This window comes from Corynebacterium sp. UMB6689, assembly GCF_030215295.1.
GTDB lineage: Bacteria > Actinomycetota > Actinomycetes > Mycobacteriales > Mycobacteriaceae > Corynebacterium > Corynebacterium aurimucosum.
Window position 1 is genome coordinate 1 of the sequence record NZ_JASOLS010000003.1, and the last position, 24,904, is coordinate 24,904.

General features: G+C 58.3%; 24 protein-coding genes. All 24 read right to left on the reverse strand.

Annotated elements, in window-relative coordinates; translation table 11 throughout:
* Positions 1-164 precede the first annotated feature (164 nt).
* A complete protein-coding gene (gene tyrS, locus QP363_RS01965; RefSeq protein WP_284762157.1) occupies positions 165-1,424 on the reverse strand; it encodes a tyrosine--tRNA ligase in 1,260 nt (419 codons plus the stop codon).
* Positions 1,425-1,461: 37 nt separating this feature from the next.
* Positions 1,462-1,641, reverse strand: coding sequence for a Trm112 family protein (locus tag QP363_RS01970; protein WP_010190039.1), 180 nt, complete (start codon positions 1,639-1,641; stop codon positions 1,462-1,464).
* A gap of 11 nt (positions 1,642-1,652) precedes the next feature.
* Positions 1,653-2,246 (reverse strand): hypothetical protein, encoded by a 594-nt coding sequence (locus QP363_RS01975; protein WP_070711253.1) that lies wholly within the window; start codon positions 2,244-2,246, stop codon positions 1,653-1,655.
* A gap of 35 nt (positions 2,247-2,281) precedes the next feature.
* Positions 2,282-3,847, reverse strand: a complete 1,566-nt coding sequence (locus tag QP363_RS01980; protein ID WP_284762161.1) for a VWA domain-containing protein — start codon at positions 3,845-3,847, stop codon at positions 2,282-2,284.
* A 38-nt stretch (positions 3,848-3,885) separates the two neighbouring features.
* Positions 3,886-5,013 (reverse strand): hypothetical protein, encoded by a 1,128-nt coding sequence (locus tag QP363_RS01985; RefSeq protein ID WP_284762163.1) that lies wholly within the window; start codon positions 5,011-5,013, stop codon positions 3,886-3,888.
* A 96-nt stretch (positions 5,014-5,109) separates the two neighbouring features.
* A complete protein-coding gene (locus QP363_RS01990) occupies positions 5,110-6,147 on the reverse strand; it encodes an ornithine cyclodeaminase (protein WP_070446930.1) in 1,038 nt (345 codons plus the stop codon).
* A gap of 26 nt (positions 6,148-6,173) precedes the next feature.
* Positions 6,174-7,601 carry an amino acid permease gene (locus QP363_RS01995; protein ID WP_284762330.1) on the reverse strand — a complete coding sequence of 476 codons (1,428 nt, stop codon included), beginning with the start codon at positions 7,599-7,601 and terminating at the stop codon, positions 6,174-6,176.
* 303 nt (positions 7,602-7,904) lie between these two features.
* A complete protein-coding gene (gene argH, locus QP363_RS02000) occupies positions 7,905-9,329 on the reverse strand; it encodes an argininosuccinate lyase (protein ID WP_070719268.1) in 1,425 nt (474 codons plus the stop codon).
* Between the two features lie 32 nt (positions 9,330-9,361).
* Positions 9,362-10,576, reverse strand: coding sequence for an argininosuccinate synthase (locus QP363_RS02005; RefSeq protein WP_070446924.1), 1,215 nt, complete (start codon positions 10,574-10,576; stop codon positions 9,362-9,364).
* Positions 10,577-10,651: 75 nt separating this feature from the next.
* Positions 10,652-11,137, reverse strand: coding sequence for an arginine repressor (locus QP363_RS02010; protein WP_070446922.1), 486 nt, complete (start codon positions 11,135-11,137; stop codon positions 10,652-10,654).
* Between the two features lie 4 nt (positions 11,138-11,141).
* Complete coding sequence (gene argF / locus QP363_RS02015) at positions 11,142-12,059, reverse strand: ornithine carbamoyltransferase (RefSeq protein WP_070446921.1); 918 nt, start codon at positions 12,057-12,059, stop codon at positions 11,142-11,144.
* On the reverse strand, positions 12,056-13,234 hold the full coding sequence (locus QP363_RS02020) for an acetylornithine transaminase (protein WP_284762168.1): 1,179 nt from the start codon (positions 13,232-13,234) through the stop codon (positions 12,056-12,058). The genes argF and QP363_RS02020 overlap by 4 nt, the downstream gene beginning before the upstream one ends.
* Positions 13,231-14,166: an acetylglutamate kinase gene (gene argB, locus QP363_RS02025; RefSeq protein ID WP_070446917.1), complete on the reverse strand. Its 936-nt coding sequence runs from the start codon at positions 14,164-14,166 to the stop codon at positions 13,231-13,233. The genes QP363_RS02020 and argB overlap by 4 nt, the downstream gene beginning before the upstream one ends.
* A gap of 18 nt (positions 14,167-14,184) precedes the next feature.
* On the reverse strand, positions 14,185-15,342 hold the full coding sequence (gene argJ, locus QP363_RS02030; RefSeq protein WP_070644825.1) for a bifunctional glutamate N-acetyltransferase/amino-acid acetyltransferase ArgJ: 1,158 nt from the start codon (positions 15,340-15,342) through the stop codon (positions 14,185-14,187).
* An 83-nt stretch (positions 15,343-15,425) separates the two neighbouring features.
* Positions 15,426-16,469 (reverse strand): N-acetyl-gamma-glutamyl-phosphate reductase, encoded by a 1,044-nt coding sequence (gene argC, locus QP363_RS02035; RefSeq protein WP_284762170.1) that lies wholly within the window; start codon positions 16,467-16,469, stop codon positions 15,426-15,428.
* A gap of 144 nt (positions 16,470-16,613) precedes the next feature.
* Complete coding sequence (locus QP363_RS02040) at positions 16,614-17,066, reverse strand: hypothetical protein (RefSeq protein ID WP_070711261.1); 453 nt, start codon at positions 17,064-17,066, stop codon at positions 16,614-16,616.
* Between the two features lie 173 nt (positions 17,067-17,239).
* The gene (gene pheT / locus QP363_RS02045) at positions 17,240-19,753 is read right to left on the reverse strand and encodes a phenylalanine--tRNA ligase subunit beta (protein ID WP_284762172.1); all 2,514 of its coding nucleotides are present in this window, start codon (positions 19,751-19,753) and stop codon (positions 17,240-17,242) included.
* 29 nt (positions 19,754-19,782) lie between these two features.
* Positions 19,783-20,829 carry a phenylalanine--tRNA ligase subunit alpha gene (pheS, locus tag QP363_RS02050; protein ID WP_070446907.1) on the reverse strand — a complete coding sequence of 349 codons (1,047 nt, stop codon included), beginning with the start codon at positions 20,827-20,829 and terminating at the stop codon, positions 19,783-19,785.
* Positions 20,830-20,925: 96 nt separating this feature from the next.
* Positions 20,926-21,726 carry an RNA methyltransferase gene (locus tag QP363_RS02055; protein ID WP_070731197.1) on the reverse strand — a complete coding sequence of 267 codons (801 nt, stop codon included), beginning with the start codon at positions 21,724-21,726 and terminating at the stop codon, positions 20,926-20,928.
* Positions 21,727-21,841: 115 nt separating this feature from the next.
* Complete coding sequence (locus tag QP363_RS02060) at positions 21,842-22,294, reverse strand: NINE protein (protein WP_070446903.1); 453 nt, start codon at positions 22,292-22,294, stop codon at positions 21,842-21,844.
* A gap of 212 nt (positions 22,295-22,506) precedes the next feature.
* The gene (rplT, locus tag QP363_RS02065; RefSeq protein ID WP_005323264.1) at positions 22,507-22,890 is read right to left on the reverse strand and encodes a 50S ribosomal protein L20; all 384 of its coding nucleotides are present in this window, start codon (positions 22,888-22,890) and stop codon (positions 22,507-22,509) included.
* Between the two features lie 56 nt (positions 22,891-22,946).
* Positions 22,947-23,141, reverse strand: a complete 195-nt coding sequence (gene rpmI / locus QP363_RS02070; protein WP_039675593.1) for a 50S ribosomal protein L35 — start codon at positions 23,139-23,141, stop codon at positions 22,947-22,949.
* A gap of 36 nt (positions 23,142-23,177) precedes the next feature.
* The gene (gene infC / locus QP363_RS02075; protein WP_080550383.1) at positions 23,178-23,699 is read right to left on the reverse strand and encodes a translation initiation factor IF-3; all 522 of its coding nucleotides are present in this window, start codon (positions 23,697-23,699) and stop codon (positions 23,178-23,180) included.
* Between the two features lie 249 nt (positions 23,700-23,948).
* A complete protein-coding gene (locus QP363_RS02080; protein ID WP_284762219.1) occupies positions 23,949-24,860 on the reverse strand; it encodes an S-adenosylmethionine synthetase in 912 nt (303 codons plus the stop codon).
* Positions 24,861-24,904: the final 44 nt, after the last annotated feature.

The following is a 24,904-nucleotide window of genomic DNA, read 5'->3' on the forward strand; positions in this document are numbered from 1 at the left end:
CCCACCCCACCGACGAAAACCGCCAGGTAACAATGTCAAGAGTGACATTGCTCACCAGCCCATGGCCTAAGTCAGGTTACAGCGCTATCTCACCGGAAAACGACGAATCCCGCCGCACTATGCGACGGGATTAACCACTGCAGGATCTCCGATGGCGGGCCTAACTAGTTGAGCTTGGCACCAGCAAAGTTCTTCTTGCCACGACGAAGCACAAGCCACGCACCGTGCAGCAAGTCCTCGGCGGCTGGTTCCCAATCATCAGACTCGATGCGCTGGTTATTGACATATGCACCGCCCTCCTTGATGGTTCGACGAGCTGCGCCCTTGGAATCGGCAAGGCCAGAAGCAACCAACAGGTCCACAATCGTGCGTGGCTCATCAGCAGCAATGTCAGCGACAGTGGTCTCAGACAGCGCACCAACCAGTGTCTGCTCGTCCAATTCAGCAAGCTCCGCCTTACCGAACAAGGCCTGTGCGGCAAGCTCAACGGATTTCGTGGCTTCCTCACCGTGGACCAAATTGGTCATTTCCTGCGCCAGGCGGCGCTGTGCCTCACGACGGAAGGGCTCCTCGGCAACCTTCTGCTCGTACTCAGCGATTTCTTCCTGGCTGAGGAAGGTAAACCACCGCAAGTAGTCGATGACCACGGAGTCACCCGCGTTGAGGAAGTACTGGTACCAGGAGTAAGGCGATGTCTTCTCCGGGTCGAGCCAGAGCTTTCCGCCACCAGTGGACTTACCAAACTTCTGTCCCTGGGCATCCGTCACGAGCGGAACCGTCAGGCCGTGCACCTTGGCTCCCTTGACGCGTCGGTTGAGATCGACGCCCGAAACGATATTGCCCCACTGATCACCACCACCGATTTGCAGAACACAATCAAACTCGTCGTGCAGATGGACATAGTCATTGGACTGCAAGAGCATGTAGGAAAACTCGGTGTACGAGATGCCATCAGACTCCAAACGGCGCTTGACGGTGTCACGGTCCAGCATGGTGTTGAGAGAAAAGTTCTTACCCACATCACGCAAGAAATCGATCACGGTCATTTTCGAAGTCCAGTCAGCATTGTTGACCATGGTGGCGGCGTTCTCACCCTCAAAATCAATGAACTGACGCAGTTGCTTCTTAATGGCGACCATATTGTCGTTGATGGTCTCCTGCGAGAGCATGGTGCGCTCCCCTACATCGCGCGGGTCACCGATCTGGCCCGTCGCGCCACCTGCCAGGGCAATCGGATGGTGACCAGCCTTCTGGAAGCGGCGAAGCATAATCATCGGTACGAGGTGTCCGGCATGCAGCGAATCGCCTGTCGGGTCAAAACCGCAGTACAACGTGATGGGTTCTTCGCAGGCCTCACGGAGTGCGTCGAGGTCGGTGGACTGGTTAATGAGGCCGCGCCACTGCAGCTCATCAATGATATTCATGAAGGCTCCTTTGAAAATCGATTCGTTCTTTTGAGATCTAGTTCTGGCGCGGCCACGGCGTAGCGTGGTCCACCAGCATGACGGGGATGTCGTTCTCAATGGGATAGGCCACGCCAAGGCGTTCATTGACCAAGACCTGTTCCTCGGCCAGATACTTCAACGGACCTTTATCCTGCGGACACACCAAGATGTCAAGCAGTTGCGAATCGAGACTCATAAGCGCTAAGCCTACACTTCCCTAGATTCCAAAGAAGGAAGGGTCCCACCATATTCGAGCTTGAGCGCCATGGAATGATTGCGCAGCTTGCGGACCGAGTTCTGGGAAATCGCCTCCTTGATTTGCTCCATTTCGCGGCCCAGGATGCTGAGCGATTCACTCATCTCCTCGACAGCAACCGGATCTTCCAGGTCTGTCACATCAAGGTAAGACCTCACTAGCTCTTTGGAGTGTTCTTCAATCATGTCGCGCACGAGGGCTTGCTGGTGCGGAGCCTCATCGAGTCGGTGCCAATTGTCTAACACCCACACCGCTGACTCATCGAAAGAATCCCACGCACGTTGGACAGGACTAGGAAGCTTGTGCGCTGTAAAGGTGTACCGGACTTCCTCCAAGGTGTGGATAAGCTCGCCTTCCCCTGCCTTTGGTGGCTCCAGAACCTTCTCTTGCCGTGGCGGCGTCACGAATCCAGCAGCCATACCGGTGCAGATTGCGACGACCGGCCACAGGAAGCCCAAACCGCCGCCACTTAAAACATGGAGGACAACGACGAGTGCGGTAACCGCAACGCCGACAACAACTTTTCGCGAGTTCAGGGCGTTCATGTAGGGCAGATCCTCCTGGGAAAGGTGGAGTTGGTTTACTGGTAGGCACGAATTTCTTCGAATGCGGCAGCGAGGTCGCCGTTGAGCGCATCAAAGGTCTTGCCACCAGTGAGCTGAGCAAGTTCTTCCATCTCTTGGATATTGGCTTCACCATACAAGATGACAAAGACCGGAATCTCCTTTTTGTCCTCGGGCAGCTGCTCATAGGCTTCCTTGAACTGTGCAAATGTGCGCCCACGTGTAACTTCGCCGTCGGTCATGAGCACGACGGTGCCAATATCACCGCCACTGGTATCCACTTCATCGAAAGCATTTAGGACGGCCTCGAAGGTCGCGGTATCGCCATCCGCAACGAGGCGTTCCACGCGGTCTGCAAGCTCCTTGGTGGTTGCCGGCTTATCCTTATCCACGCGTGCACGAGTCGGTTGCTGGGGTTCTGAAGAATACGGAATCAGCTTGATCTGCTCGCGATTTCGGAAGGCAACTTGGCCTTCGCCATCTGGGGTGCCGTCAGCTGAGCCGTCGATAAGCGGGAGCAAACTACTCTTGAGTAGATCCATACGCTCGCCTTCCATGGAGCCGGAGGTATCGAGGACCAAAGCCGTGTTGCCAGGATTGCGCAGTTCATGGGCAAAGGCAGCCTCCAGCGCATCAACGGTTTGCTCGTTTGCTGGGTAGGGCAGCTCAAAAATAGTGCCGGGCAAGTCGGAATTATCTACCCGCAAATGGAAGCTGGTGAGCTTGTCTGGATGCTCCGCAAACCACTCAGCAAGCGCCTGTACTTTTGCTTCTGCGTCTTTGTCTGAAGAGCTCCCCAAGGAAGACAACGGGTAGTCTGCCGAAATCACTCCATCGGAGGGGATGACCACCTCTATGTCTGCTCCCTCATCTTTGAGCTGGTAAAGCACAGATTCATAGTTAAAGATTGCATCGGCTTGCTCCGGGTGTTCGCGGAAGCGGTCGGCCAACCAGCCAGAGGAACCTGAAGTCAGGGTTTGGTTGCCAAAGAGCTTCTGCACTTTGCCAGTGGATTGCCTGATGTCTTTTTCCGTGAGGGCGCGTCCTGTGTCCGCAAAAGCAGTCGTTGCTGCCGATAACGCGGAGAAACCCGAATTTGAGGTAGAAGGATCCGTCATGCCAAAAGTTATTCCGGAGTTGGCGATTTCTTGCCACGTCGGCTGCTTGCCAGTCCAGCCTTGCTCTTGTGCCACAGAGGTCTGCACGCCGAGAGCTATCGGGGAACGTGCCACGCTGTGTTCTCTTCCCAGCTGGCCATCTGCACCAATAATGCGCGCATAGCGATTGGTGGCAAACCACGTCGCGTCATAGGTCCCTTCGAAACCACCTTGCTTAAGTGTGCGAGAATTCGCCAGCGTTCCGTCCTCGGTGGTCATGGTGATGTCGAAGCCGAGGTCTTGGGAGGCTTCGGCAAGCACGGGCTCCAGAGGTTCGAGCTCCGTTGCCGCCACGATTCTGAGACCCCCGCTGAATGAGTTTCCAGCGCCGGGTTTCTGAGAGTCATCCAACAGATCACCCATCGAACAGGCCGTCAGCGCCATGGTGCCTACTAGAATGAGCAACACTCGCAGTGACCGAAACATTCCCTCACAACCTTCCTGATGCTTGTTACTGCGGAGCCTTATCCGACTGCCTGCAGAATTTCCTCGTAATCCGCCCACCGCAGCTGGCTATATTCCCCGCCATCCACGGGGATACTGTGATCACTGGATGGATCAAATTTCGAGCTGAAGCCGGAGCCCTGTGTGCTGAGCCCGAGCCCCTCCATCACCGCAGGGATGCCGTCCTCATTCATTGCTTTAGCAAACAGCGCTCCCTCCTCAGTGCGAGGAATGACGATGCTGGTCAACGTCGTCGGTGGGTTCAGGGCTAAGGACGTATAGCGGGACAGGTCCTCACCCTCGTGGAGCAGGCGCACGTACTGATCGGTAGTTGCCAAGGCCATGGGCATCTCCCCCTTATCTACCCGAAGAAAAGCATCGAGAATTCCCTGGTCGGTGGTCTCACTGTAGCCTTGTTCCGCTACGAGACCCCGCATGATGTCATCAGCTTCCGCATCAATCTTCGCCTTGTCATCGCGTCCTAGCTTCTTCTCCGCGTAATCCGCCCCAACGGTGCGTAGGACACGGGCGTAGCGCAATGCGGCAAAAGACTGGCTTACCTGGGGCACTGCAACATCCACGACACGCGGCGAGCCGAAGGTTGGGCTAATGTCACGCCAGCGAGTGTTTTCCTGGGACATGTCCACCAAGGTCTCTACGTTCAACGAAGCTAGGTTGTCGGATTCCGTGACCAAGTCGTGGTTCTTCATGTCCTCTACAAGCTCGCTATGCACCAGCACCAACAACTGATTGCCAAATACCATCGGAGAACCTTCATCCAGTTCCGCCAACTCCGGGTTGGTATTGCGTAGGTCAGACACCCACGCAGCGCCATTGGGGTCCGTCAAAATGAAGTCATAATCCTTGTCCACGCTGCTGCTGCGCTCAACGAAGTCACGAGCCGGCACAACATCGAGGTCGAGCTCGATGTTGTGTTTCTCTAAAGCCTCGAGCATGGCCGGGTCTTTAAAGGTAGCTTCCAGTTCTGGACTAATTGCGCCCGTGACAAGGGTCGTGTCCTTGAAAAAGTTGAACTTCGGCAGGGAATCTCCGCCACGCCCCACCACGAGGGAGGCCACGGCGAGGGCGATGAACACTGCGGCGAATACGAAGGATTTAGTACGCTTCGTCGACGATGTGCTGCTCATGATCTAAATCATAAAGTGATCTTCTTCTCATTGCTGGGTAAAGGAAGGGGGTGAGGGGGTAAAGCGGGAGCCCGCTGTCCTGCCTCACCCAGTTCTTTAAAGAAGAGAAGGAACGTTCGCTACCAAAGAGTAGAGGTCCTTCGGGTCCTCAGGGTTAGCGATGATATCAATCTCGGACTCTAGGTCGGTGCCCCGAACAGAATCACGTAGATAACGCAGAGCAGAGAAATCATTAATAGCGAATCCGACGTCATCAAAAAGCGTAATCTGCTCCTCGCTATCGCGGCCCGTGGCCTGGCCTGTCAGTACCTGATAAAACTCGACGACTGGGAAATCCTCCGGCTTCTGCTGAATCTCGCCCTCAATGCGGGTTTGCTCGGGAAACTCAACAAAGACTTTTGACTTGTCCAAAATCGAGCTTTCCAGCTCCGTCTTGCCGGGACAATCACCGCCCACAGCGTTGAGATGCACGCCCGGGAGAACATGGCGCTCAGCCAGAATCTGGTTCTGCGCTTTATCCGCCGTGCAGGTGGTGATGATATCCGCGCCCTGCACCACCTCATCGACACTCGTGCAGGCAGTGATACTAAAGCCCAGCGGCTCAAGATTGCGCCTAAACTTTTCTACCGCCTGTGGGTCAATGTCGTAGATGGCTATGTCATCAATCCCCATGACTCCGCGGAAGGCCAGTGCTTGAAATTCCGACTGGGAACCAGCCCCGACCATGGCCATCCTTTTCGAATCCTGCCGGGCCAGGTGTTTGGCAACCATGGCCGAGGTAGCGGCCGTGCGCAGCGCTGTGAGCAGAGTCATCTCTGCTTCGAAGGTGGGGTAGCCATTGTCGACGTCGGCAAGCACGCCGAAGGCCGTAACCGTTTGGAATCCGCGCGCGGGATTGGAGGGGTGACCGTTGACGTACTTAAAGGAATACTCCTTACCGTTGGAAGTGGGCATAAGTTCGATGACGCCAAACGGGGTGTGGGAGGCAACTCGGGCGATTTTGTCGAAGCGCTCCCATTCGCGATAGTCCGCTTCAAGGTAATCCACCATACCGGTGATGATGTTTTCTACTCCCTCGCGCTGTATCCAGCGTGCCATGTTTTCTACATCAACAAACTTGACTGCGTGATTCATCTCTTTCTCCGCTCTTGATTCTTGTCTTAGTTCTTAGGGTGAAGGTCCGTCTGCGGCGCAGCCGGGAAGCGCGAGGTGGGCAGGTGCTTGGCCTTCCTCTCCGCCGCGATGGCATAAATGCGCTCACGCCAGGCAAACCACATGGCTGCGAATACCGGGATGAGCAGCAGCGTCGAAGCCAAGGCAAAAGTTCCGATTGGGTAATCGAAGGCCATGAGAAAGATGACCACGGCGATGAAAGCCAACACCGACCAGTCACCGGCTTGTCCGAATGGTGAGCGGTATGTCGGGCGGGTATAGCGACCCTTCTTGGCCAGCTGCACAAATTTAATGTGTGACATGGCTACTGCCGCCCACGACGCCAATGTTCCGAGCGCCGCGAGGTTCAACACGGTTTCAAAAGCCATCTCCGGCACGACATAGTTGAGAAACACACCGGCGAGGCCGACGAAGGCAGCCATCACGATGCCGCCATAGGGAACGCCGGATTTAGACATGCGGGCACCGAATTTAGGGCCGGATCCAGCGGTGGACATGTTGTACATGATGCGGCCCGTGGAATATAGCCCGGCGTTCAGAGAGGAAATAGCTGCAGTGATAACCACCAGCTGGAAGATGGGCGCCGCATAGCCTGCCCCGAGGGTCTCAAAGAAGGTCACAAAGGGCGAAACCTCCGCCACGTAGGTCGTATACGGCAGCACCAAGGTCAGCAGCAGGACGCTGCCGAAGTAGAAGACCACGATGCGGAACAACACGCTGTTGACCGCACGCGGAATATGCTTCTCGACATCCTTGGTCTCGCCGGAGGTGGTGCCCACCAGCTCGATGCCGGCGTAGGCGAAGACCACGCCTTGAATGACGATAACCGCAGGAAGCAGACCATTCGGCAGCCAACCGCCGGCATCAGCAATGAGGCTAAACCCAGTCGGGTCACCATTCGGATGGCCTAAAATAACCACACCAATCGCCACCACCATAAAAATGATCAGCGCAACGATCTTGATCATGGAGAACCAATACTCCAGCTCGCCAAAGATCTTCACTGAGAGCATGTTGAACAGCAGGATGCTGCACACCACACCGAGAGCGAGCAACCATTGCGGGACGGCGTCAAGCCACGTGGTATATTGCCCAAACCACTTGATGTAGATGGCCACTGCGGTGCCATCTGCCACCAACGTCGCCGCCCAATTTCCCCAGTAGAGCCAACCGGTCACGAAGGCAGTCTTTTCGCCATAAAACTCACGCGCGTAGGAGACGAAAGAACCTGAGCTCGGGCGGTACACGATGAGTTCACCGAGCGAGCGCAAAATGATGTAGCCGAAGAATCCACACACCAAGTACAAGACGGCCAGGAAGGGGCCCGCCGTTTGGAGGCGCCCGCCGGTGCCGAGCAGCAACCCAGTACCGATGGCAGAGCCGATGGCAATCATCTGCAGCTGACGGTTGCTCATCCCCTTCTGGAGGCCGTGGTCTTCCGAAGCATAGACCGCCTTCTCTTTCTCATGAGACTCCGCGTTGGGCGGCCGAAGTGTTTCAGTCATAAGGGAGATAGTCCTTTCCGAATCCGGAACGCGATGGAGCTTCGCATTCCCTAAGGAAACGTTATAGGAACCCTATGAGACGCAGCTCACTCCTACCCCCGCACTGTGATACACGACAACTATACGCAGTGGAAAAGAGCGCTCTGCGTCACCCCCACATAAGAAAAGAACCGCATGGCCAGGAGGACCATGCGGTTAGAGAAGCTGGCGCGTTTAGCGCAGCGGAGTCTGCGCCCAGTCGCGTGCGCCACGAGCACGCTCGCGAACCTTTTCGCGCTGCTCCACCACGCGGACACCGGCGGTGCCGCCCTTAGTAGAGCGCGATGCCACTGCCCCATCAATGGTCAGCACCTCGCGGACCTCGGGGAGCAGGCGCTTGTCGACGCCCGCCAATTCCTCATCCGTGAGATCCACTAGGTCAACGCCGCGGGACTCTGCGATCTGCACGCACGCACCAGAAGCCTCATGAGCCTCGCGGAAAGGAACGCCTTGGCGCACCATCCACTCGGCCAGATCAGTGGCCAAGGTGAAACCGCGCGGGGCGAGCTCGCGCATGCGATCTTCGTGGAAGGTCAGGGTTTCGACCAATCCGGTCATCGCCGGCAGCAAAAGGTTCAGCTGCGCCACTGAGTCGACGATAGGTTCCTTATCCTCCTGCAGGTCACGGTTATAGGCCAAGGGCTGCGCCTTAAGCGTTGCCAGCAAGCCGGTGAGGTTGCCAATGAGCCGGCCGGTCTTGCCACGGGTCAACTCCGGTACGTCCGGGTTCTTCTTCTGCGGCATGATCGACGAGCCAGTGGACCAAGCATCATCCAAGGTGACGTAGCCATATTCCGGGGTGCACCAGTAGATGATCTCTTCGGATAGGCGCGACATATCCACGGCAATCTGGGTAAGGACGAAGGCCGTTTCAGAGGCGAAATCCCGCGCTGCCGTACCGTCCAGCGAGTTCTCTGCGGCGGAGTCGAAACCGAGCTCCTCGGCAATAGCCTCCGGGTCCAAGTGCAGCGAGGAACCAGCGAGTGCACCCGAGCCATAAGGAGACACGGCCAAACGCTTGTCCAGATCCTGGAGGCGCTCGATATCACGCAGCAACGGCTGGGCGTGTGCGAGCAACTCGTGCGCTAGCAGAACTGGCTGCGCCGCTTGGGAGTGGGTCTTGCCCGGCATAATCGCATCCGGATGAGCTTCGGCCTGACCAGCCAGAGCGTCCACCAAGTCGGTGACTTGGAGCGCGATATCGCGGATAGCATCGCGGATCCACATCCGGAACAGGGTGGCTACCTGGTCGTTGCGGGAACGTCCGGCGCGCAGGCGTCCACCAACCTCGGGGCCTACAATGTCGATGAGCCCGCGCTCCATCGCGCCGTGGACGTCCTCGTCCGTCGGTAGCGGGGTGAATTCACCAGAAGCAACCTTCTCCCCTAGTTCGCTGAGGCCGTTGAGCATGGTGTCCAAGTCGGCGTCGGACAGCAATCCGGCCTTGTGCAGGACCTTAGCGTGAGCCTTGGAGGCCAGCACATCATAGGGGGCGAGGACCCAGTCGAAGTGGGTGGATACGGACAGGGCAAACATCGCCTCGGATGGGCCGCCCGAAAAGCGGCCTCCCCACAACGCGCCCTCGTTAGTCTTGTGCATCGTTTCCTTACCTTGACCTTGGCGGAGCTTGCTTACTTGCCGGTGGGGAAACCGCCGTCGCGGTCACGCTGGTTGGAGATCTGTGTTGACAGGCCGTGCAGCTGAACAAAGCCCTTGGCCGCAGTCTGATCGAAGGTATCGCCCGTGTCATAGGTAGCCAGGTCGAAGGAGTACAGAGACTGACCAGAGCGGCGGCCGTTGACAGTGGCGGTGCCGGCATGCAGAACCATGCGGATATCGCCGGTGACATTCTCTTGGGTGGACTCGGTGAAGGCATCCAGAGAGCGCTTCAGCGGCGAGAACCAGAGGCCATCGTAGACCTCTTCGGACCAGCGGGCGTCCGTAAGGCGCTTGTAGCGGGCCAGCTCGCGTTCCACAGTGACATCTTCCAATGCCTCGTGGGCCTTGATGAGAACCATGGCGCCAGGTGCCTCGTAGACCTCGCGGGACTTGATGCCCACCAGGCGGTCCTCCACCATATCGAGACGGCCAATACCCTGTGCACCGGCGCGGCGGTTGAGCTCCTCGATGGCCTGAAGGACGGTAACCGGCTTGCCATCGATAGCGGTGGGCACACCCTTGTCAAAGGTGATGGTCACCTCGTCCGGGGCATTGCCCAGGTCCGGCTGCTCGGTATAAGCGTAGAGATCCTTTGTCGGCGGGTTCCACAGATCTTCCAGGAAGCCGGTCTCGACCGCACGGCCCCACACGTTCTGGTCAATCGAGAACGGGGACGCAGCGGACTGCTCGATCGGAAGGTCGATTTCCTCAGCGAAGGCAATCGCCTTATCGCGGGTCCAGGCGTAGTCACGCGCCGGCGCAATGATTTCCAGTGCCGGATCCAATGCTCGGAAGGAAACCTCGAAACGCACCTGGTCGTTACCCTTGCCGGTGCAGCCGTGCGAAACATGCGTACCACCGTGGGCCTGAGCGGCCTCTACGAGGTGCTTGACGATGAGCGGGCGCGAGATAGCAGACACCAGCGGGTACTGCTTCATGTACATGCCGTTCGCCTTGATGGTGGGCAAGCAGTACTCTTCTGCGAACTCATCCTTTGCGTCGACAACGATGGACTCGACAGCACCGCAGTCGAGAGCACGCTGGCGCACAGATTCCATATCCTCGCCGCCCTGACCAAGGTCGAGGGACACAGCGATAACCTCGCCGCCGGTCATTTTGGCCAGGTAGGGAATGGCGACGGAAGTATCCAGACCGCCAGAGTAGGCAAGCACAACGCGTGCAGTCATAGTAGTTTGCTCCTTTAAGACAGACAGGTGCTAAAAATTGAACTGATTTATATTATACAGACTTACGTATAAATGTTAAATAGTACGGCTGGTGAGCTTTTCTGCAAGCTCACGGCCTCCTAGTCCTTCACGGGCAAGGACAAAGATGGTGTCATCGCCAGCAATACAACCCACCACATCTGGCAGGCCCACGCGATCAATGAAGGATGCTAGGTACTGGGCAGCGCCCGCGGGAGTACGAAGCATCGCGATGTTGCCGGAGAAGTCGTGGGAGACCACGAGTTCATCGAGCATGCGACGCAGCTTCTCGCGCGGACCGTTGAGCTGGTCTTCGAATTGCTCTAACTCGCCGCCCACCACGTAGAAGGACCGGCCACCATCGCGTTTCACTTTCTTGGCGCCCAGCTCATCGAGGTCGCGCGACAAGGTGGCTTGTGTGATGTCGATTCCCTCATCGAGCAAGAGCTCGGAGAGCTGGACTTGGCTCGTGACCCGCGTGCGGTCAAGAATCTCCAAGATCTTTGCTTGGCGGGCATTGCGCGTAGTTGGTGTTGTCGTCATGCGCTTAGTTCTCCTCCTGAGCTGCAAGAAGCCACACGAGCAGCGCCTTCTGCGCATGGAGGCGGTTTTCCGCCTCGTCGAAAACACGGGACTGTGGTCCGTCAATCACCTCAGCGGTCACTTCGTTGCCGCGATAGGCCGGTAAACAGTGCAGGAAGATTGCCTCTTCCTTGGCACGGGACATGACCTCTGGGGTGACCTGGTAAGGCAGGAACGGGGTGCGACGGTCCTTGCCGTCATCTTCCTGCCCCATGGAAACCCAGGTATCGGTGATAACAACGTCGGCGCCGCCGACAGCATCAAGGGAATCAGTCACGGTCACCGTGCCGCGCGTGCGGGCACGTTCTACAAATTCCGGCTGCGGCTGGAAACCTTCCGGCGCAATGATCGTCATCTCCATGCCCGCGGTGGCAAAACCCAACATATAAGAGTTAGCCATGTTGTTGTTGCCATCACCCAGGTAGACGGCCTTGCAGCCAGCAAGGTCACCGAAATTCTCGCGGCAGGTCACCAAATCCGCCAGGATCTGGCAGGGGTGTAGGTCGTCGGACAGAGCGTTGACGATAGGGACCGTCGCAGTTTCAGCCATCTCCAACAAATTCTGGTGTGCATAGGTGCGCCAGACAATAGCCTCGACAAAACGGGAGAGCACGGCTGCGGTGTCTTGGTAAGTCTCGCCCTTCCCCATCTGCGTGGACTTAGTCTCCGTGACGATGGCGTGGCCGCCTAGGTGAGCGATTCCTGCCTCGAAGGAGAAGCGCGTGCGCGTCGAGGTCTTGTCAAAAAGAACCGCGACTGACTTCGGTCCCTCCAAAGGACGCTCGGCAAAAGGGTCCTTCTTTAACCTCAGCGCGAGATCAAGGACCTCCGCTTGCTCCTGCGGTGTGAGGTCATCATCGGCCAAGAAATGGCGCACGCTCATCCAAAATCCTCCAGTACCTTATGCAGGCGCTCCACAGCCTGCGCGAGTTCTTCATCGGTAATCACTAGCGGCGGGGTCAGGCGCACGACCTCGCTACTTGGGGCGTTGAGAATAAGACCGTGTTGCAGGCCCGCAGCCACAACGTCCTTAGCCACCGACTTATTTAATACAACTCCTAGCATAAGCCCTCGGCCCCGGACAGACTGCACAGCCGGAGATTGAGCTAGCTCGGTGCGTAGCCACTCGCCCTTGCGGCTAACGTCGGCGAGGAAGGGGGCGTCGACAAGCTCCAGCACCGTCGCTGCCGCCGCACAGGAGACGGGATTTCCGCCGAAGGTCGTGCCGTGCGAACCCGGAGTAAAGAGATCCTTAGCCTGACCACGGGCAATCGTGGCACCAATCGGCATACCCGCGCCCAAGCCCTTGGCCATGGTGATGACATCCGGAAGGACGTTCTCATGTTGGAAGGCAAAGAAATCGCCGGTGCGCCCCACACCCGTTTGGACTTCATCGACAATCATGAGGATCCCATGCTTGGTGCACAGCTCGCGCACGGCGCTCAAGAATCCATCGGGCGCTGGAATCACACCGGTCTCCCCTTGGATGGGCTCCAAGATGATGGCGGAGGTATCCTCCGGGTTTTGCTCCACCAACGTGGTCAAATAATCAATATCGCCGTAGGTGTAGAACTCCACTCCGCCTGGGAAAGGTTCGAAAGCCTTGCGCTTTGCAGGTTGCCCCGTCATAGCGAGAGAGCCCATCGTCCGGCCGTGGAAACCATGATGCGCGGCGAGAATGCGGCGACGCCCCGTCAGGCGAGCCAGCTTAAAGGCAGCCTCATTGGCTTCCGCGCCGGAGTTGGAGAAGAAGACACGGGCGTCGCTGTCCCCCACCTTTTCCAGGAGCTTTCCGGCAGCCTCGACGACAGGTTTGCTGGCGAAGAGGTTGGAGACATGCCCCACGGTCGCCACCTGAGTGCTCACCGCTTCAACGATGGCCGGGTGGGCATAGCCCAGCGAATTCACTGCAATGCCGGCGAGCATATCAATGCATTCTTTACCGTCTTCATCAGTAACCGTGGCTCCCTTGCCAGATACGATGGCCACGGGTGGGGTGCCATAGGTGTTGCTCAGCACCTGTCCCCACCGTTGCGTCAGTGTGGTCTGCGCAGTCACTTGTTATCGTCCTTCCTAAAGATCGTGCCTTCTGGGTAGTCCTCACGGTTGTAATCAGTGGGCAGCACCATCGTGCCGATGCCGCCCGTAGTGAGCAGCTCCAGCAACACGGCGTGAGCAATACGCCCGTCGATGACATGGGCGGCGCTCACACCACCCTCGACGGCCATGAGGCAGGACTCCATCTTCGGAATCATGCCCGAATCCAAGCCGGGGAGCAGTGCCCTGAGCTTGTCAACCTCAATTTTCGATACCAGGGATTCGCGGTTGGGCCAATCGGTATACAGACCCTCCACATTGGTGAGGATAACCAGGCGTTCGGCACCTAGGGCTCGTGCCAGCGCGCCGGCAGCGATATCCGCGTTAATGTTGTAGACCTCGCCGTCATTTCCGGGAGCGATGGTGGACACCACCGGGATGCGCCCGGCCTCGATGATGTCCATGACAGCAGAAGGTTCGACGCTAACAATGTCCCCCACCATGCCAATATCGGTGGGCTCACCGTCGACGTCAACGAGCCGCTTGCGGGCTTTAAACAACCCAGCATCCTCACCGGAAGTTCCCACAGCATAGGGACCATGGGAGTTGATGAGGTTGACCAACCCACGCCCCACTTGGCCGAAGAGAACCATGCGGACCACGTCCATGATTTCCGGGGTGGTCACCCGGAAGCCACCTTTGAATTCCCCTTCAATGCCCAGCTTGCCTAGCATCTCATTGATCTGCGGGCCGCCACCATGCACCACCACGGGCTTAGCGCCCACGGTGCGCAGGAAAACCATGTCGGCGGCGAAGGCAGCCTTGAGCGAGTCATCCACCATCGCGTTACCGCCGTACTTGACGACGACGATCTTGTCGCGGTAGTGCTGCAGCCACGGCAAAGCTTCCGCGAGCACCGTGGCGCGGTCAGCATTGCTTAATCCCTGAAGCATTCTTCCTCCCCGTGAGAACTAAGAGCTATACGCGGAGTTGATCTCCACGTAGTCATGGGACAAGTCGGTGGTACGCACGAAGGCAGTACCGCTTCCTCCGGTTCCGAGGTCCACGCGCACGTCAATGTCGGCGCCAGAAAGGTCAACATTGCGCGCGCCGGGCGCACCAGTGGACTTAACGCATACGGCCTGGTCATTGAAGAACACGGAAATATTCTCCGGGTCCATATCGGCATCCGCCACGCCCACTGCGGCGAGCACGCGGCCCCAGTTGGGATCCGAGCCGAACATCGCGCACTTGAAGAGGTTGTCGCGCCCTAACGTCCGCGCAGCGTTCAGCGCCTGCTCATTGGTGCTCGTTCCCTCCACGGTGATCTTTACGCGCTTGGTCACGCCCTCAGCGTCTGCCTGGAGCTGATCCGCGATATCGGAGCACACGGCCAGGACCGCTGCATCCAACCCCTCCTGGCTCGGTTCTACACCAGAAGCACCAGAGGACAGGATGATGACGGTGTCGTTCGTTGACGTCGAACCGTCCACATCGAGCGTGTTGAAGGTCTGATCACTGGCGGCCTGCAGGGCCGAGTGCAATGCTTGCGGGGAGGCCACGGCATCCGTGGTCACGCAAACCAGCATGGTGGCCAGCGAGGGAGCCATCATACCCACGCCTTTGCCCATCGCGCCCATGCTCCAGCCGTCGGACTCGACGACTGCTTCCTTAATTACGGTATCGGTGGTCATGATGGCCTCTGCCGCAGCTTGACCGTGAGCCTTATCTGCACCCAAATTCCCGGCAACCACCCCGATGCCTGCTAGGGCCTGCTCCATGGGCAGTGGCTCTCCGATGAGGCCCGTCGAGCACGCAGCAACGTTGGCTACAGGAATGCCCGTGTGTTCGGAGACAGCGGCAACCATCGCCGCGGCATCCTTGTCTCCCTGCTCGCCGTTGCAGGCGTTAGCGTTGCCAGAGTTATAAATAACTGCTTGAAGTGTGCCATCGGCTACTGCCTCACGGGAAAGCTTCACGGGTGCGGCCACCACGCGGTTGCGGGTGAACACCGCCGCTGCGTCGAAATTCGGGCCCTGGTTAACCACGAGTGCCATATCAGGCTTTCCCGAGGGCTTAATCCCCGCCCTCGTGGCCGCTGCCAGGAAACCTGCGGGTGCAGTGATCATTTTTATTTTCTCCTTGTCTTAACAGAACGGAAGTCCCCACGGAATTGGATAGCGCGGGGAACGCGCGCGAGTATTTCGAGTGCTTAAGGTGCGACGGCCGCTTGCGGCAGACCCAAGGTTTCCTCCCAGCCCAAGGTCAGGTTCATGCATTGGACAGCTGCACCGGCGGTGCCCTTGCACAAGTTGTCTAGGGCTGCGGTTATCACCAGACGCTGAGCGCGTTCGTCCACGTGAGCCTGGATGTGGACCATGTTGGTCCCCACTACGTTCTGTGTTTCCGGCTGCTGACCTTCCGGCAGAACCAGGCAGAACGGCTCTTCCGCATAGAACTCGCGGAAAGCTTGAACAACGCTGCGCTTGTCAGCATCCCCCTTCAGCGGCGCCGTAATCGTCGCCAGGATGCCACGCGGCAAAGGCGCGAGCACCGGAGTAAAGCTCACCGAAACCGAATTCTGCGTAAAGGGCTGTAAGTTTTGCAGGACTTCCGGAGTGTGTCGATGAGTACCGCCCGGCTTATAAGCCTTGAGATTGCCCATTGTTTCCGCGCCTAGCTGGGCCACGGAGGCCTTCTTTCCCGCGCCGGAAACACCGGTAATCGCAATAACGGACAGATCCGGTTCAACCAGCCCTTTCGCCACGGCAGGCAGAGCGCCGAGAGTAATCGTGGTGGGGAAACACCCAGGGACCGCCACACGGTTGCTGCCTTTAAGCTTGTCCCGGTTGCCGGGAACTTCAGGAATTCCATAAGGCCATGAACCGGCATACTCCCCGCCATAAAATGCATCCCAATCTTCCTTGTTGCGGAGGCGGAAATCGGCGGCGCAATCAATGACAGTGACGGACTCCCCCAGCTGACGACCAATCTCCGCGGAATGCCCATGCGGCAAGCCGAGGAAAACGATGTCATGGCCCGCTAAAATTTCCGGAGTGGTGTCCTCGATGACGCGATTTGCCAACTGCGGCAGGTGCGGCATGAGTTCGGAGACTCGCTGACCGGCATTGGAGTGCCCCGTCAGCGCGCCGATGTGCAGGTCACCTGAAAGGTACGCTGGGTGCGACAGCAAGAGGCGCAGAATCTCGCTTCCTGCATAACCCGTGGCTCCGGCAATAGCTACTGAAATAGTCATGCAGCCACAGTAGCAAATAATGCAGTCCGCCGTATGTTATTCAATCAAATTGGAAGCACTTTCTTCATTCCGCAGAGAATAAGTCTCGGATCTCCGCAGTGTCCTGCGAAAATTCGAGCCTTGCAGTAGGGATAGGAGCGAAGCCTACATGACGCGGGAGGAAACCTGTCCGAGGCCTTCGGCGCCTGACACGGCCTTCTTTCCTGCGTAGCCCAGGTAACCCTGTGGGCCAACGAAGTGGATACCACCTTGGGCGTCCGCGATGGCGGTGACCTCATTGAATTGGTGAACTTGGCCAGGCTGCAAGCGCTTGAAGTTGGAAGTCGTGAGCCCCTGGTTGAAACAATCAGCCTTGGAGCGGCCCGCATGGTAGAAGAAGCGTGGTGCCAACTGCCCCGGCGGGTTGCATTCCGGACTAGTGGCACGTGCGCCATTGGACAGACAAGCGACGTAAGTTCCTTCAATATTCGCCGCTTCGCAGTTGACGGTGCCATCAGCATTGGAGAAACCCTGGGACAAGTCAGCGGAAGCATGTGGGGCGATGGTCAGTGCGCCGACGACCGCGGCGGTAGCTATAAGACGAGAAATCAAACGCATGGTGTGAACAATCCTTTCGGTGTGGAAACGCTGCCCCCTTGAGGTTATGAGCCAAGCCACACTACATCCAGTTCCAGGGGACCTGTCCCCACCCCTTCACTCCTTGCAGCATAAGAAAACCCGGCTCACATGGTGCGTGAGCCGGGTTAAGGAACCAAAGGTGCCAGTAAACGCTAAGCGCGCATCTCCGCACCAAGACGCTGCTTGGCTAGGTCTGCGGCAGCGAGTCGGTGCTCGTTAGCTTCTTCATCAGTCAGCGTGCGGTCATCTGCGCGGAACAAGAGCTGGAAGGCAAGGGACTTCTTACCTTCACCGAGCTGCTCACCACGGAAGACATCGAAGAGCTCCACAGATTCCAAGAGCTCGCCGGCGCCTTCCTCAACCACTCGGCGCACTGCCTCTGCCGGGGTATCCTTATCCACCACCAGTGCGATGTCTTGGTGCAAGGCCGGGAAGGAGGAGAGGACCGGTGCTGGGAACTTCTCCTCCAACGGCAGCGCAGTGACATCGAGCTCCATGGCGCACGTGCGGGCTGGAAGCTCAAGGGCCTCCAGTACCTGCGGATGCAGCTCGCCGGCATAGCCCACGACGGTTTCCTCGTCTGCAGCGAGGACCAAGGCGGCACAGCGGCCCGGATGCCACGGGAGCTGCTCGGCCGCCTTGACAGTGATGTCAACACCGGCGGCGCGGGCAACCTGGCGCGCGGACTCAATGGCATCTGCGTAGCTATAAGCACGACCAGAGCCCCACGGACCCTCGTGCTCAATGTTGCCGGTAGCGACCGTGGCCACGTGCAGCGGCTGTAGCGGCAGCGACTCCAAAAGCTCGCTCACCACGGAGTCCTCCGGGCGCGTCTCCACCGACGGCATCGGGGACGCATCAGCACGCTTGAATGCCACCTGTTGGAGACCGAAGAGGGCGAGGTCACTTCGACCACGGGCCACGTTGCGGGCGATGGCTTCAAGGAGATTCGGAAGCAACGTCGTGGACAGAATGGCCTTATCCGATTCGAGAGGATTCTGCACGGCAACAGTGCGGCGGCGCGGGTCTTCCTTATCCAGACCCCAGGTGTCGAAGGTGTCGTTGGCAATGAACGGCGAAGGCAGAACCTCGGCATAGCCCGCATAAGCCAAGCCGTGTCCGATTGCACGGCGACGCTTCTGCGCCGGAGTAAGGCCGCGACCTCCCACCGGGGTAGGCAGAATGGTCGGAATATCTTCGAGGCCCTCCAGACGCAGGATCTCCTCGATGAGATCCACATCCATGTCGATATCGGTGCGCCAAGACGCGGGGACGACGGAAAACTCTTCTTCGCCAGAGACCTCGCAACCAACCTCAGTAAGGCGCTTCACCACGGTCTCGCGGGAGTACTCAACGCCGGCGTATTCGCTCGGCTTGGCGGCGCGCAGTGTAATGGGCTCGCGCTTGGCGACGTCTCCCACGAGCGTCCGGCCCTCCTCGATGGTGCCGCCCGCGATTTGCTGCAGCAGCGCACACGCAACGTCGAGAGCAACCTCTACGATGGCCGGGTCGACGCCACGCTCGAAACGGCGGGAGGCTTCCGAGGACAGCTTGTGGCGGCGCGACGTGCGGGCCACGGTAATCGGATCCCAAATGGCCGATTCGAAGTACACGTCAGTGGTCGTCTCGGAGATTTCAGAGGTCGTGCCGCCCATGACACCAGCCAGGGACTGAATTCCGTTGCCATCGCAAATGACCACGTCACCCGCCGAAAGCTCACGCTTGACATGGTCGAGGGTCTCAAATGTCTCCCCCTCGCTAGCATTGCGCACCACGAGTTCGCCGTTCACGACGTTGGCATCGAAGGCGTGCATCGGTGCTCCGAGGAGCAGCATAACGTAGTTGGTGATGTCGGTCGCCAGATTGACGCTGCGCTGGCCGGACAGCATGAGCTCGCGCTCCATCCAGAAGGGTGTGCGGGCAGCGGGATCAATGCCGCTAACCTTGCGCAGACCAAAGCGCTGGGCCTTGGTTTCTTCACGCAGATCGACGGCGATCAGCTCGCCCTTCGGCGCCGGTACAGCAGAGGTATCGACTCCAGCAACGTTCGGATCCTGCGCCACGTCGGGGAAGGCGAGGTCGAAAGCGGAGGCAATCTCCCGCGTCAGGCCACGTGCCGACAAAGCATAGCCGCGGTCTGGGGTGATGTTGACGTCGAAAACCGTATCGGACAGCCCAATGAGGGGGCGAGCGTCCTCACCAACCTTGTCGGCGACTTCCTCTCCCAGAACGATGATGCCATCAGCCTTCGCACCAAAGCCCAGTTCAGCCGCGGAGCACATCATTCCGTTGGAGATGTGATCATAGGTCTCACGCGCAGCAATCTTGAAGCCTCCCGGCAACTCAGCCCCCGGAAGGGAAACCACAACATAGTCATTGAGGCGGAAGTTACGCGCGCCGCAGATAATGCCCTGTAGCTCGCCGGTGCCATTGGCCTTACCAACATTCACCTGACAGTAGCGGATTGGCTTCTTGAACTGGGTGAGCTCTTCAATCTCCACAACTTGGCCAATAACGAGCGGGCCCGTGGTCTCCGGAAGAGCCTCATAGCCCTCGGTTTCGAAGCCGACGCGGACAAAACCGGAGTCTAGCGCTTCGGCGGATACGTTCCAGCCAGAGTTTGCGGTGCCGAGGAGGCGGGTAACCCAGTCTTGGGAAATAAGCATTGTTTTCTTTCTATCCTTTCTCTGGGTTCCTATGCCTGCACGCCGAATGGCAAGGTAAAGCGGACATCGCCTTCCACCATGTCGCGCATGTCGGTGAGACCATTGCGGAACTGCAGGGTGCGTTCAAGGCCCATGCCGAAGGCGAAGCCGGTGTACTCCTCCGGATCGATGCCGACCGCACGCAAAACGTTGGGGTTAACCATGCCGCAGCCACCCCACTCGATCCAGCCGGCGCCGCCCTTCTTGTTCGGGAACCACACATCGACCTCAGCAGAAGGCTCGGTGAACGGGAAGTAGTTCACCCGCATGCGAGTGGTGGTCTCCGGACCGAAGAGAACTTTGGCCAGGTGCTCCAGAGTGCCGCGCAGGTGGGCCATGGTCAGTCCCTTATCCACGGCAAGGCCTTCCACCTGGTGGAAGACCGGCGTGTGGGTCGCGTCGAGCTCGTCGGTACGGAAAACTCGGCCTGGGCAGGCGATGTAGAGCGGTACATCACGCTCGAGCATCGTACGCACCTGCACCGGCGACGTGTGAGTACGGAGAACCTGCTTCGAGCCCTCCTTACCCACATGGAAGGTGTCCTGCAACGTACGTGCCGGATGGTCGGGCTTGAAGTTCAGAGCATCGAAGTTGAAGTACTCAGCCTCGACCTCTGGGCCGTCGGCGATTTCCCAGCCCATGCCCACGAAGATGTCCGCAATGCGCTCCGACAGCGCAGTAATTGGGTGTAAAGCACCGGTCTGCGCCCGGGTAGTTGGGACGGTGACGTCGACTTTCTCCGCCTTGAGCTGCGCGGCGCGAGCCTCCTGCTCGAGCACTTCACGAATTTGTGCAAAGCGCTTCTCCATCTTGCCGCGCGCGATGTTTACCGCACGCCCAGCATCCTTGCGCTGATCCTTTGGCAACTGCCCCAGCGACTGGCGGGCCTGCGGGATATAGCCGCCATCACCAAGGTGCTCACGGCGGGCGGAAGTGAGCTCGTCGAGGTCGGATGCAGCCTCGAAGGCGGCAATGGCCTTCTGCGCGGCGGCCTCGAGGGCCTCTTCGGTCAATTCGATCTGAGGTGTGTCGGACACGTGCCTTGATTACCTTCTTCTCGCACAAAAACTAACGCGAGCTATCTTACCGTGCTCCCCGACTTCTGTGGCCACCAGCCCCAGCCCAAGGAGAGACTAGCGGTTCTGCTGCTTGGCAGATTCGTACAGGCAGATGCTGGCAGCCGTGGCAAGGTTCAGAGACTCTGCACGGCCCAAAATCGGAATGCGCACGCGCATATCGGCTTCATCCAACAGCTCTCCCAGACCATGGGCTTCGTTTCCAAACAGCCATGCGGTGGGTTGGGAAAGGTCCGCATCCGCGAGGTCCACCTCGCCGTCAGCGGCCGTTGCCAGCACCTGCATGCCGGAGGAGCGCAACTTACCCAAGACATCTTTGATATTGGGATCACGAGCCACGGGAATATGGAAGAGTGAGCCAGCTGATGCACGCGCGACTTTACAGCCCAAGGGGTCGACCGTCTCACCCGCGAAGATGACGCCATCGGCGCCCATGGCATCCGAAGTCCTGATCAAGGTACCTGCATTGCCCGGCTCGGAAGTAAGCACTGGGACTGAGACCAAACGCGGCTTGCCCGCCAGGATTTTACCTGCAGTCCACAGGACAGGACGGCACACAGCAAAGAGGCCTGTGCTCGTGGCCGTATCGGAGAGGTGCTTGGCTGCCTTGTCGGAGATGGGATGAACATAGACGTCCATATAGCCGCAGGTTTGCACAATATGTGCAAAGCGTTCGGCGGCCTTTTCCGTTATGAAAACGTCCGTGGCTGCGCCTGTGGACACCGCTGCGTCGACAGCATTTTCACCCTCAATAAGGAAACGCTCTGCCTTCCGACGGCTAGCGGCACGATGCAATTTTGCGGCATTGACTATGCGCGGCGTGCGCTCGGTGAAGGCATTCTCAAAGTCCAGTATCATAGCCCCCACCCTACCGAGGCCTCCTGCGAGCTCACGGATCGCATGGGCAGCACAATGCAGCTAGCCCACCTCTTCCAAGCTTGAGAGAGGTGGGCTAGAAAATATGTGCAAAAGACTACTTCTTCAGCGGGATGCCGTTGGAGTCTCGGTCATAACCGCCTGCACCGGCGATGATCATGATGAACTCAATAATCACCCAGATCCAGAGGATACCCGCCGAGATTGCACCAATACCCAGCCACGACGTTAAGACGCTAAAGACACAGAGGGATACCTGGCCGATAGCGCGACCCGTGCGGCCAACGTAAAAGTTATGAGCGCCGAAGCCACCGAGGAAGAAAGCCAGCAAAAGGGCAACCAGCCAGGACTTCTGCGGCGCGTTGACCGGAGCCTGCTGAGAGTAATACTGGCCTTGACCTTGGTACCCGCCCTGCTGGGCCGGCAGGTTCTGGCCGTAGTTGCCGCCCTGGTACTGATTTCCGTTGGAGTCGAACGGATTGGAGTACTGAGGGTTATTGCCCGAAGCATTCGGGTTGTTCTGCTGGAAACCGCCGTTGGGGTTGGTCATGAGAAAGACTCCTTTTTAAGCCTGTAAACACAGGAAGAGAACGTGGGAACTTGATTAAGGTAACACAAAGCACACGCCATGTCCCCTTTTTCTTCACCACACTGGGGCCTATTCCCCATTGGCTCCTGTGCCCATAATTGAAGCTTGGAACGCCAAACGCCCACCGTTTCCTTGATGCGGAAAGCAGTGGGCGTGGGCGGGTTAGTGAAAGCTTAAGCAGCCTTCGGAGCGTTAACGTCCTCCGGCAGTGCAGCCTTGGCGGCCTCGCACAGTGCGGAGAAAGCCTCGAAGTCATTAACAGCAAGCTCAGCCAGGATCTTGCGGTCAACCTCAATCTCAGCCAAGCGCAGGCCGTGGATGAGGCGATTGTAGGTGATGTCGTTCATACGAGCAGCAGCGTTGATGCGCTGGATCCACAGCTTGCGGAACTCAGACTTACGGGCGCGACGGTCGCGGTAAGCGTAAGTCATGGAGTGCAGCCACTGTTCCTTGGCCTTGCGGTAGAGACGGGAGCGCTGGCCGCGGTAGCCCTTAGCGGACTTCAGGATCGCGCGACGCTTCTTCTTGGCGTTAACTGAGCGCTTTACTCGTGCCACAGTAATACTTCCTTATCTTGATTGTGGTGTGTGGAAATGGAGTGTTTCGGCGCTGACTATGCGCGGCCGAGAAGGCGCTTGATGCGCTTGGTGTCTGCCTTGGCAACGTCCTCGGTGCCCTTCAGGCGACGGGTGCGCTTGGAAGGCTTGCCCTCCAGGAGGTGGCGGCGGTTGGCCTGCTCGCGACGCAGCTTGCCGGAGCCGGTCACCTTGATGCGCTTGGCGGTGCCCTTGTGAGTCTTCTGCTTCATGAGAATTAAATCCTTAAATCCTAAGTGGAGCGTGGTCTACTTCTTGCCTTTGCGGACGGGCCCAAGAACCATGGTCATGTTGCGACCATCCTGCTTGGGGCGCGACTCCACGACGCCAACCTCTGCGACGTCATCAGCCAAACGCTCCAGCAGACGGAAACCGAGCTCCGGGCGCGACTGCTCGCGACCACGGAACATGATGGTTACCTTTACCTTGGAACCCTTCTCCAGGAAGCGCACCACGTTGCCCTTTTTGGTCTCGTAATCGTGATCATCAATCTTCGGACGGAACTTCTGTTCCTTTACCACGGTTTGCTGCTGATTCTTACGGGACTCGCGGGCCTTCTGGGCCTGCTCGTACTTAAACTTGCCGTAATCCATGATCTTGGCTACGGGCGGCTTCGCGTTCGGGGCGACCTCGACCAAGTCAAGGTCTGCTTCGTACGCGAGCTTGCGAGCATCGTCTGTACGAACGATGCCCACCTGTTCACCACCGGGGCCAACAAGACGGACCTCGGGTACTCGGATGCGCTCATTAATGCGAGCTTCAGCGCTGATTGTGGTTCTCCTCGATTGTGGGGGCTAGTAGTGTGCCTACCGTGACCACAAACGAATAAATCCCGGTGCCATAGGCATCCGGGAGTTTCTTTTCAAGCACGCGCCATAAATGGCGCCTACTCTTAACCTTTATCCTGCACTGGACAATTCATCCTGCGCGGCATCGGGTGGGAGAAACTCCGCTTGCGGCCCAAGTACCTCCTGGAGGAGGCGCTACGGGCGGTAGTGCGCACTACTCTATCACCGCGATCATCGTGAGCCAAATCGGCGTGCCGACGTGTTTGTCGATACCTCTCTCGCAGCGGTTGACGACGTCCCTACCACCGCTGATGGCGCACTGGGTTGCGCGCAACCTTCCAACGGCGTTAGTGCTCTGGCTTTCAGCGCCTCAGAGACCACTCGGTCAACTCCGGCGGCTAGCATGTCGAGGGCGGGTATCGCTTCATCGGCATACTCCCCAGGCATAGTGACCTCAATGGCCAGACCCACCGCGCTATTCTCCGCAGTCCCGCCGCCTGCAGTTTCTCGAACTCCAATTTGACGGTGAGTATATCCGTTATCAGTTTCAGATAATCCCCAGCCACCTTTGGCGCGGGTGTCCGGCAGCTTATCAAGCCCATTGTCTTGCCACTCCACGATGTCATCCATCGCGTCATACACTTGCTCAGCTTCTGGTATGCACGGCAAGTGCGCGCCGAACTTCGCTTGTTCTTCGAGCAACCACGTGGAATAGCCAAAGGGGTCGGCAAATTCGCCGGTTGAGCCATACTCTTTCAACAGGGATTTCACCGCGCTGCCGGCATCCCCCTCGGTCCATTGGACGTGGGACCACAGTGCATAGGCTGCATCATTATCAGATTCTTTAATTGCGAGGTCCACGAGCTCGAGGCTAGCTCCATCACGCAGAGCGGCAATGGCGATGGGAACCTTCACGGTCGACCATGCGGGTTCATGGCCCTTGAGCCCAGCGTTGAACGTCTCCTTTTTATCCGCCACGGACACACCGGCACGAACGTCAAACTCGCTTTCTACGTCGGCGATAACGGCGCGCAGCTGCGAGGACACGTCGAAGTTCGGCGTATCACCCTCACCTGCTTCTTCAGTAGATGGATGCTTGATGTTCTGTTCGGGGCTCGAACAGCCAGTTAAGGTTGTTGCCACGGCGAGGCAAAGAGCTAAAGCAGCCCTGGGGGTGTTCTTCTGCC

What these genes read in the sequence shown, in the direction of transcription:
- QP363_RS01975 (WP_070711253.1), bottom strand. Translation starts at nt 2,246, where the DNA reads ATGAACGCCCTGAACTCGCGAAAAGTTGTTGTCGGCGTTGCGGTTACC.
- QP363_RS01980 (WP_284762161.1), bottom strand. Translation starts at nt 3,847, where the DNA reads ATGTTTCGGTCACTGCGAGTGTTGCTCATTCTAGTAGGCACCATGGCG.
- QP363_RS01990 (WP_070446930.1), bottom strand. Translation starts at nt 6,147, where the DNA reads ATGAATCACGCAGTCAAGTTTGTTGATGTAGAAAACATGGCACGCTGG.
- QP363_RS02010 (WP_070446922.1), bottom strand. Translation starts at nt 11,137, where the DNA reads ATGACGACAACACCAACTACGCGCAATGCCCGCCAAGCAAAGATCTTG.
- argB (WP_070446917.1), bottom strand. Translation starts at nt 14,166, where the DNA reads ATGCTTCAGGGATTAAGCAATGCTGACCGCGCCACGGTGCTCGCGGAA.
- argH (WP_070719268.1), bottom strand. Translation starts at nt 9,329, where the DNA reads ATGCACAAGACTAACGAGGGCGCGTTGTGGGGAGGCCGCTTTTCGGGC.
- QP363_RS02040 (WP_070711261.1), bottom strand. Translation starts at nt 17,066, where the DNA reads ATGCGTTTGATTTCTCGTCTTATAGCTACCGCCGCGGTCGTCGGCGCA.
- rpmI (WP_039675593.1), bottom strand. Translation starts at nt 23,141, where the DNA reads ATGAAGCAGAAGACTCACAAGGGCACCGCCAAGCGCATCAAGGTGACC.
- argF (WP_070446921.1), bottom strand. Translation starts at nt 12,059, where the DNA reads ATGAGCGTGCGCCATTTCTTGGCCGATGATGACCTCACACCGCAGGAG.
- QP363_RS02055 (WP_070731197.1), bottom strand. Translation starts at nt 21,726, where the DNA reads ATGATACTGGACTTTGAGAATGCCTTCACCGAGCGCACGCCGCGCATA.
- tyrS (WP_284762157.1), bottom strand. Translation starts at nt 1,424, where the DNA reads ATGAATATCATTGATGAGCTGCAGTGGCGCGGCCTCATTAACCAGTCC.
- QP363_RS01970 (WP_010190039.1), bottom strand. Translation starts at nt 1,641, where the DNA reads ATGAGTCTCGATTCGCAACTGCTTGACATCTTGGTGTGTCCGCAGGAT.
- argJ (WP_070644825.1), bottom strand. Translation starts at nt 15,342, where the DNA reads ATGATCACTGCACCCGCAGGTTTCCTGGCAGCGGCCACGAGGGCGGGG.
- QP363_RS02060 (WP_070446903.1), bottom strand. Translation starts at nt 22,294, where the DNA reads ATGACCAACCCCAACGGCGGTTTCCAGCAGAACAACCCGAATGCTTCG.
- QP363_RS01995 (WP_284762330.1), bottom strand. Translation starts at nt 7,601, where the DNA reads ATGAGCAACCGTCAGCTGCAGATGATTGCCATCGGCTCTGCCATCGGT.
- argC (WP_284762170.1), bottom strand. Translation starts at nt 16,469, where the DNA reads ATGACTATTTCAGTAGCTATTGCCGGAGCCACGGGTTATGCAGGAAGC.
- pheT (WP_284762172.1), bottom strand. Translation starts at nt 19,753, where the DNA reads ATGCTTATTTCCCAAGACTGGGTTACCCGCCTCCTCGGCACCGCAAAC.
- QP363_RS01985 (WP_284762163.1), bottom strand. Translation starts at nt 5,013, where the DNA reads ATGAGCAGCACATCGTCGACGAAGCGTACTAAATCCTTCGTATTCGCC.
- QP363_RS02005 (WP_070446924.1), bottom strand. Translation starts at nt 10,576, where the DNA reads ATGACTGCACGCGTTGTGCTTGCCTACTCTGGCGGTCTGGATACTTCC.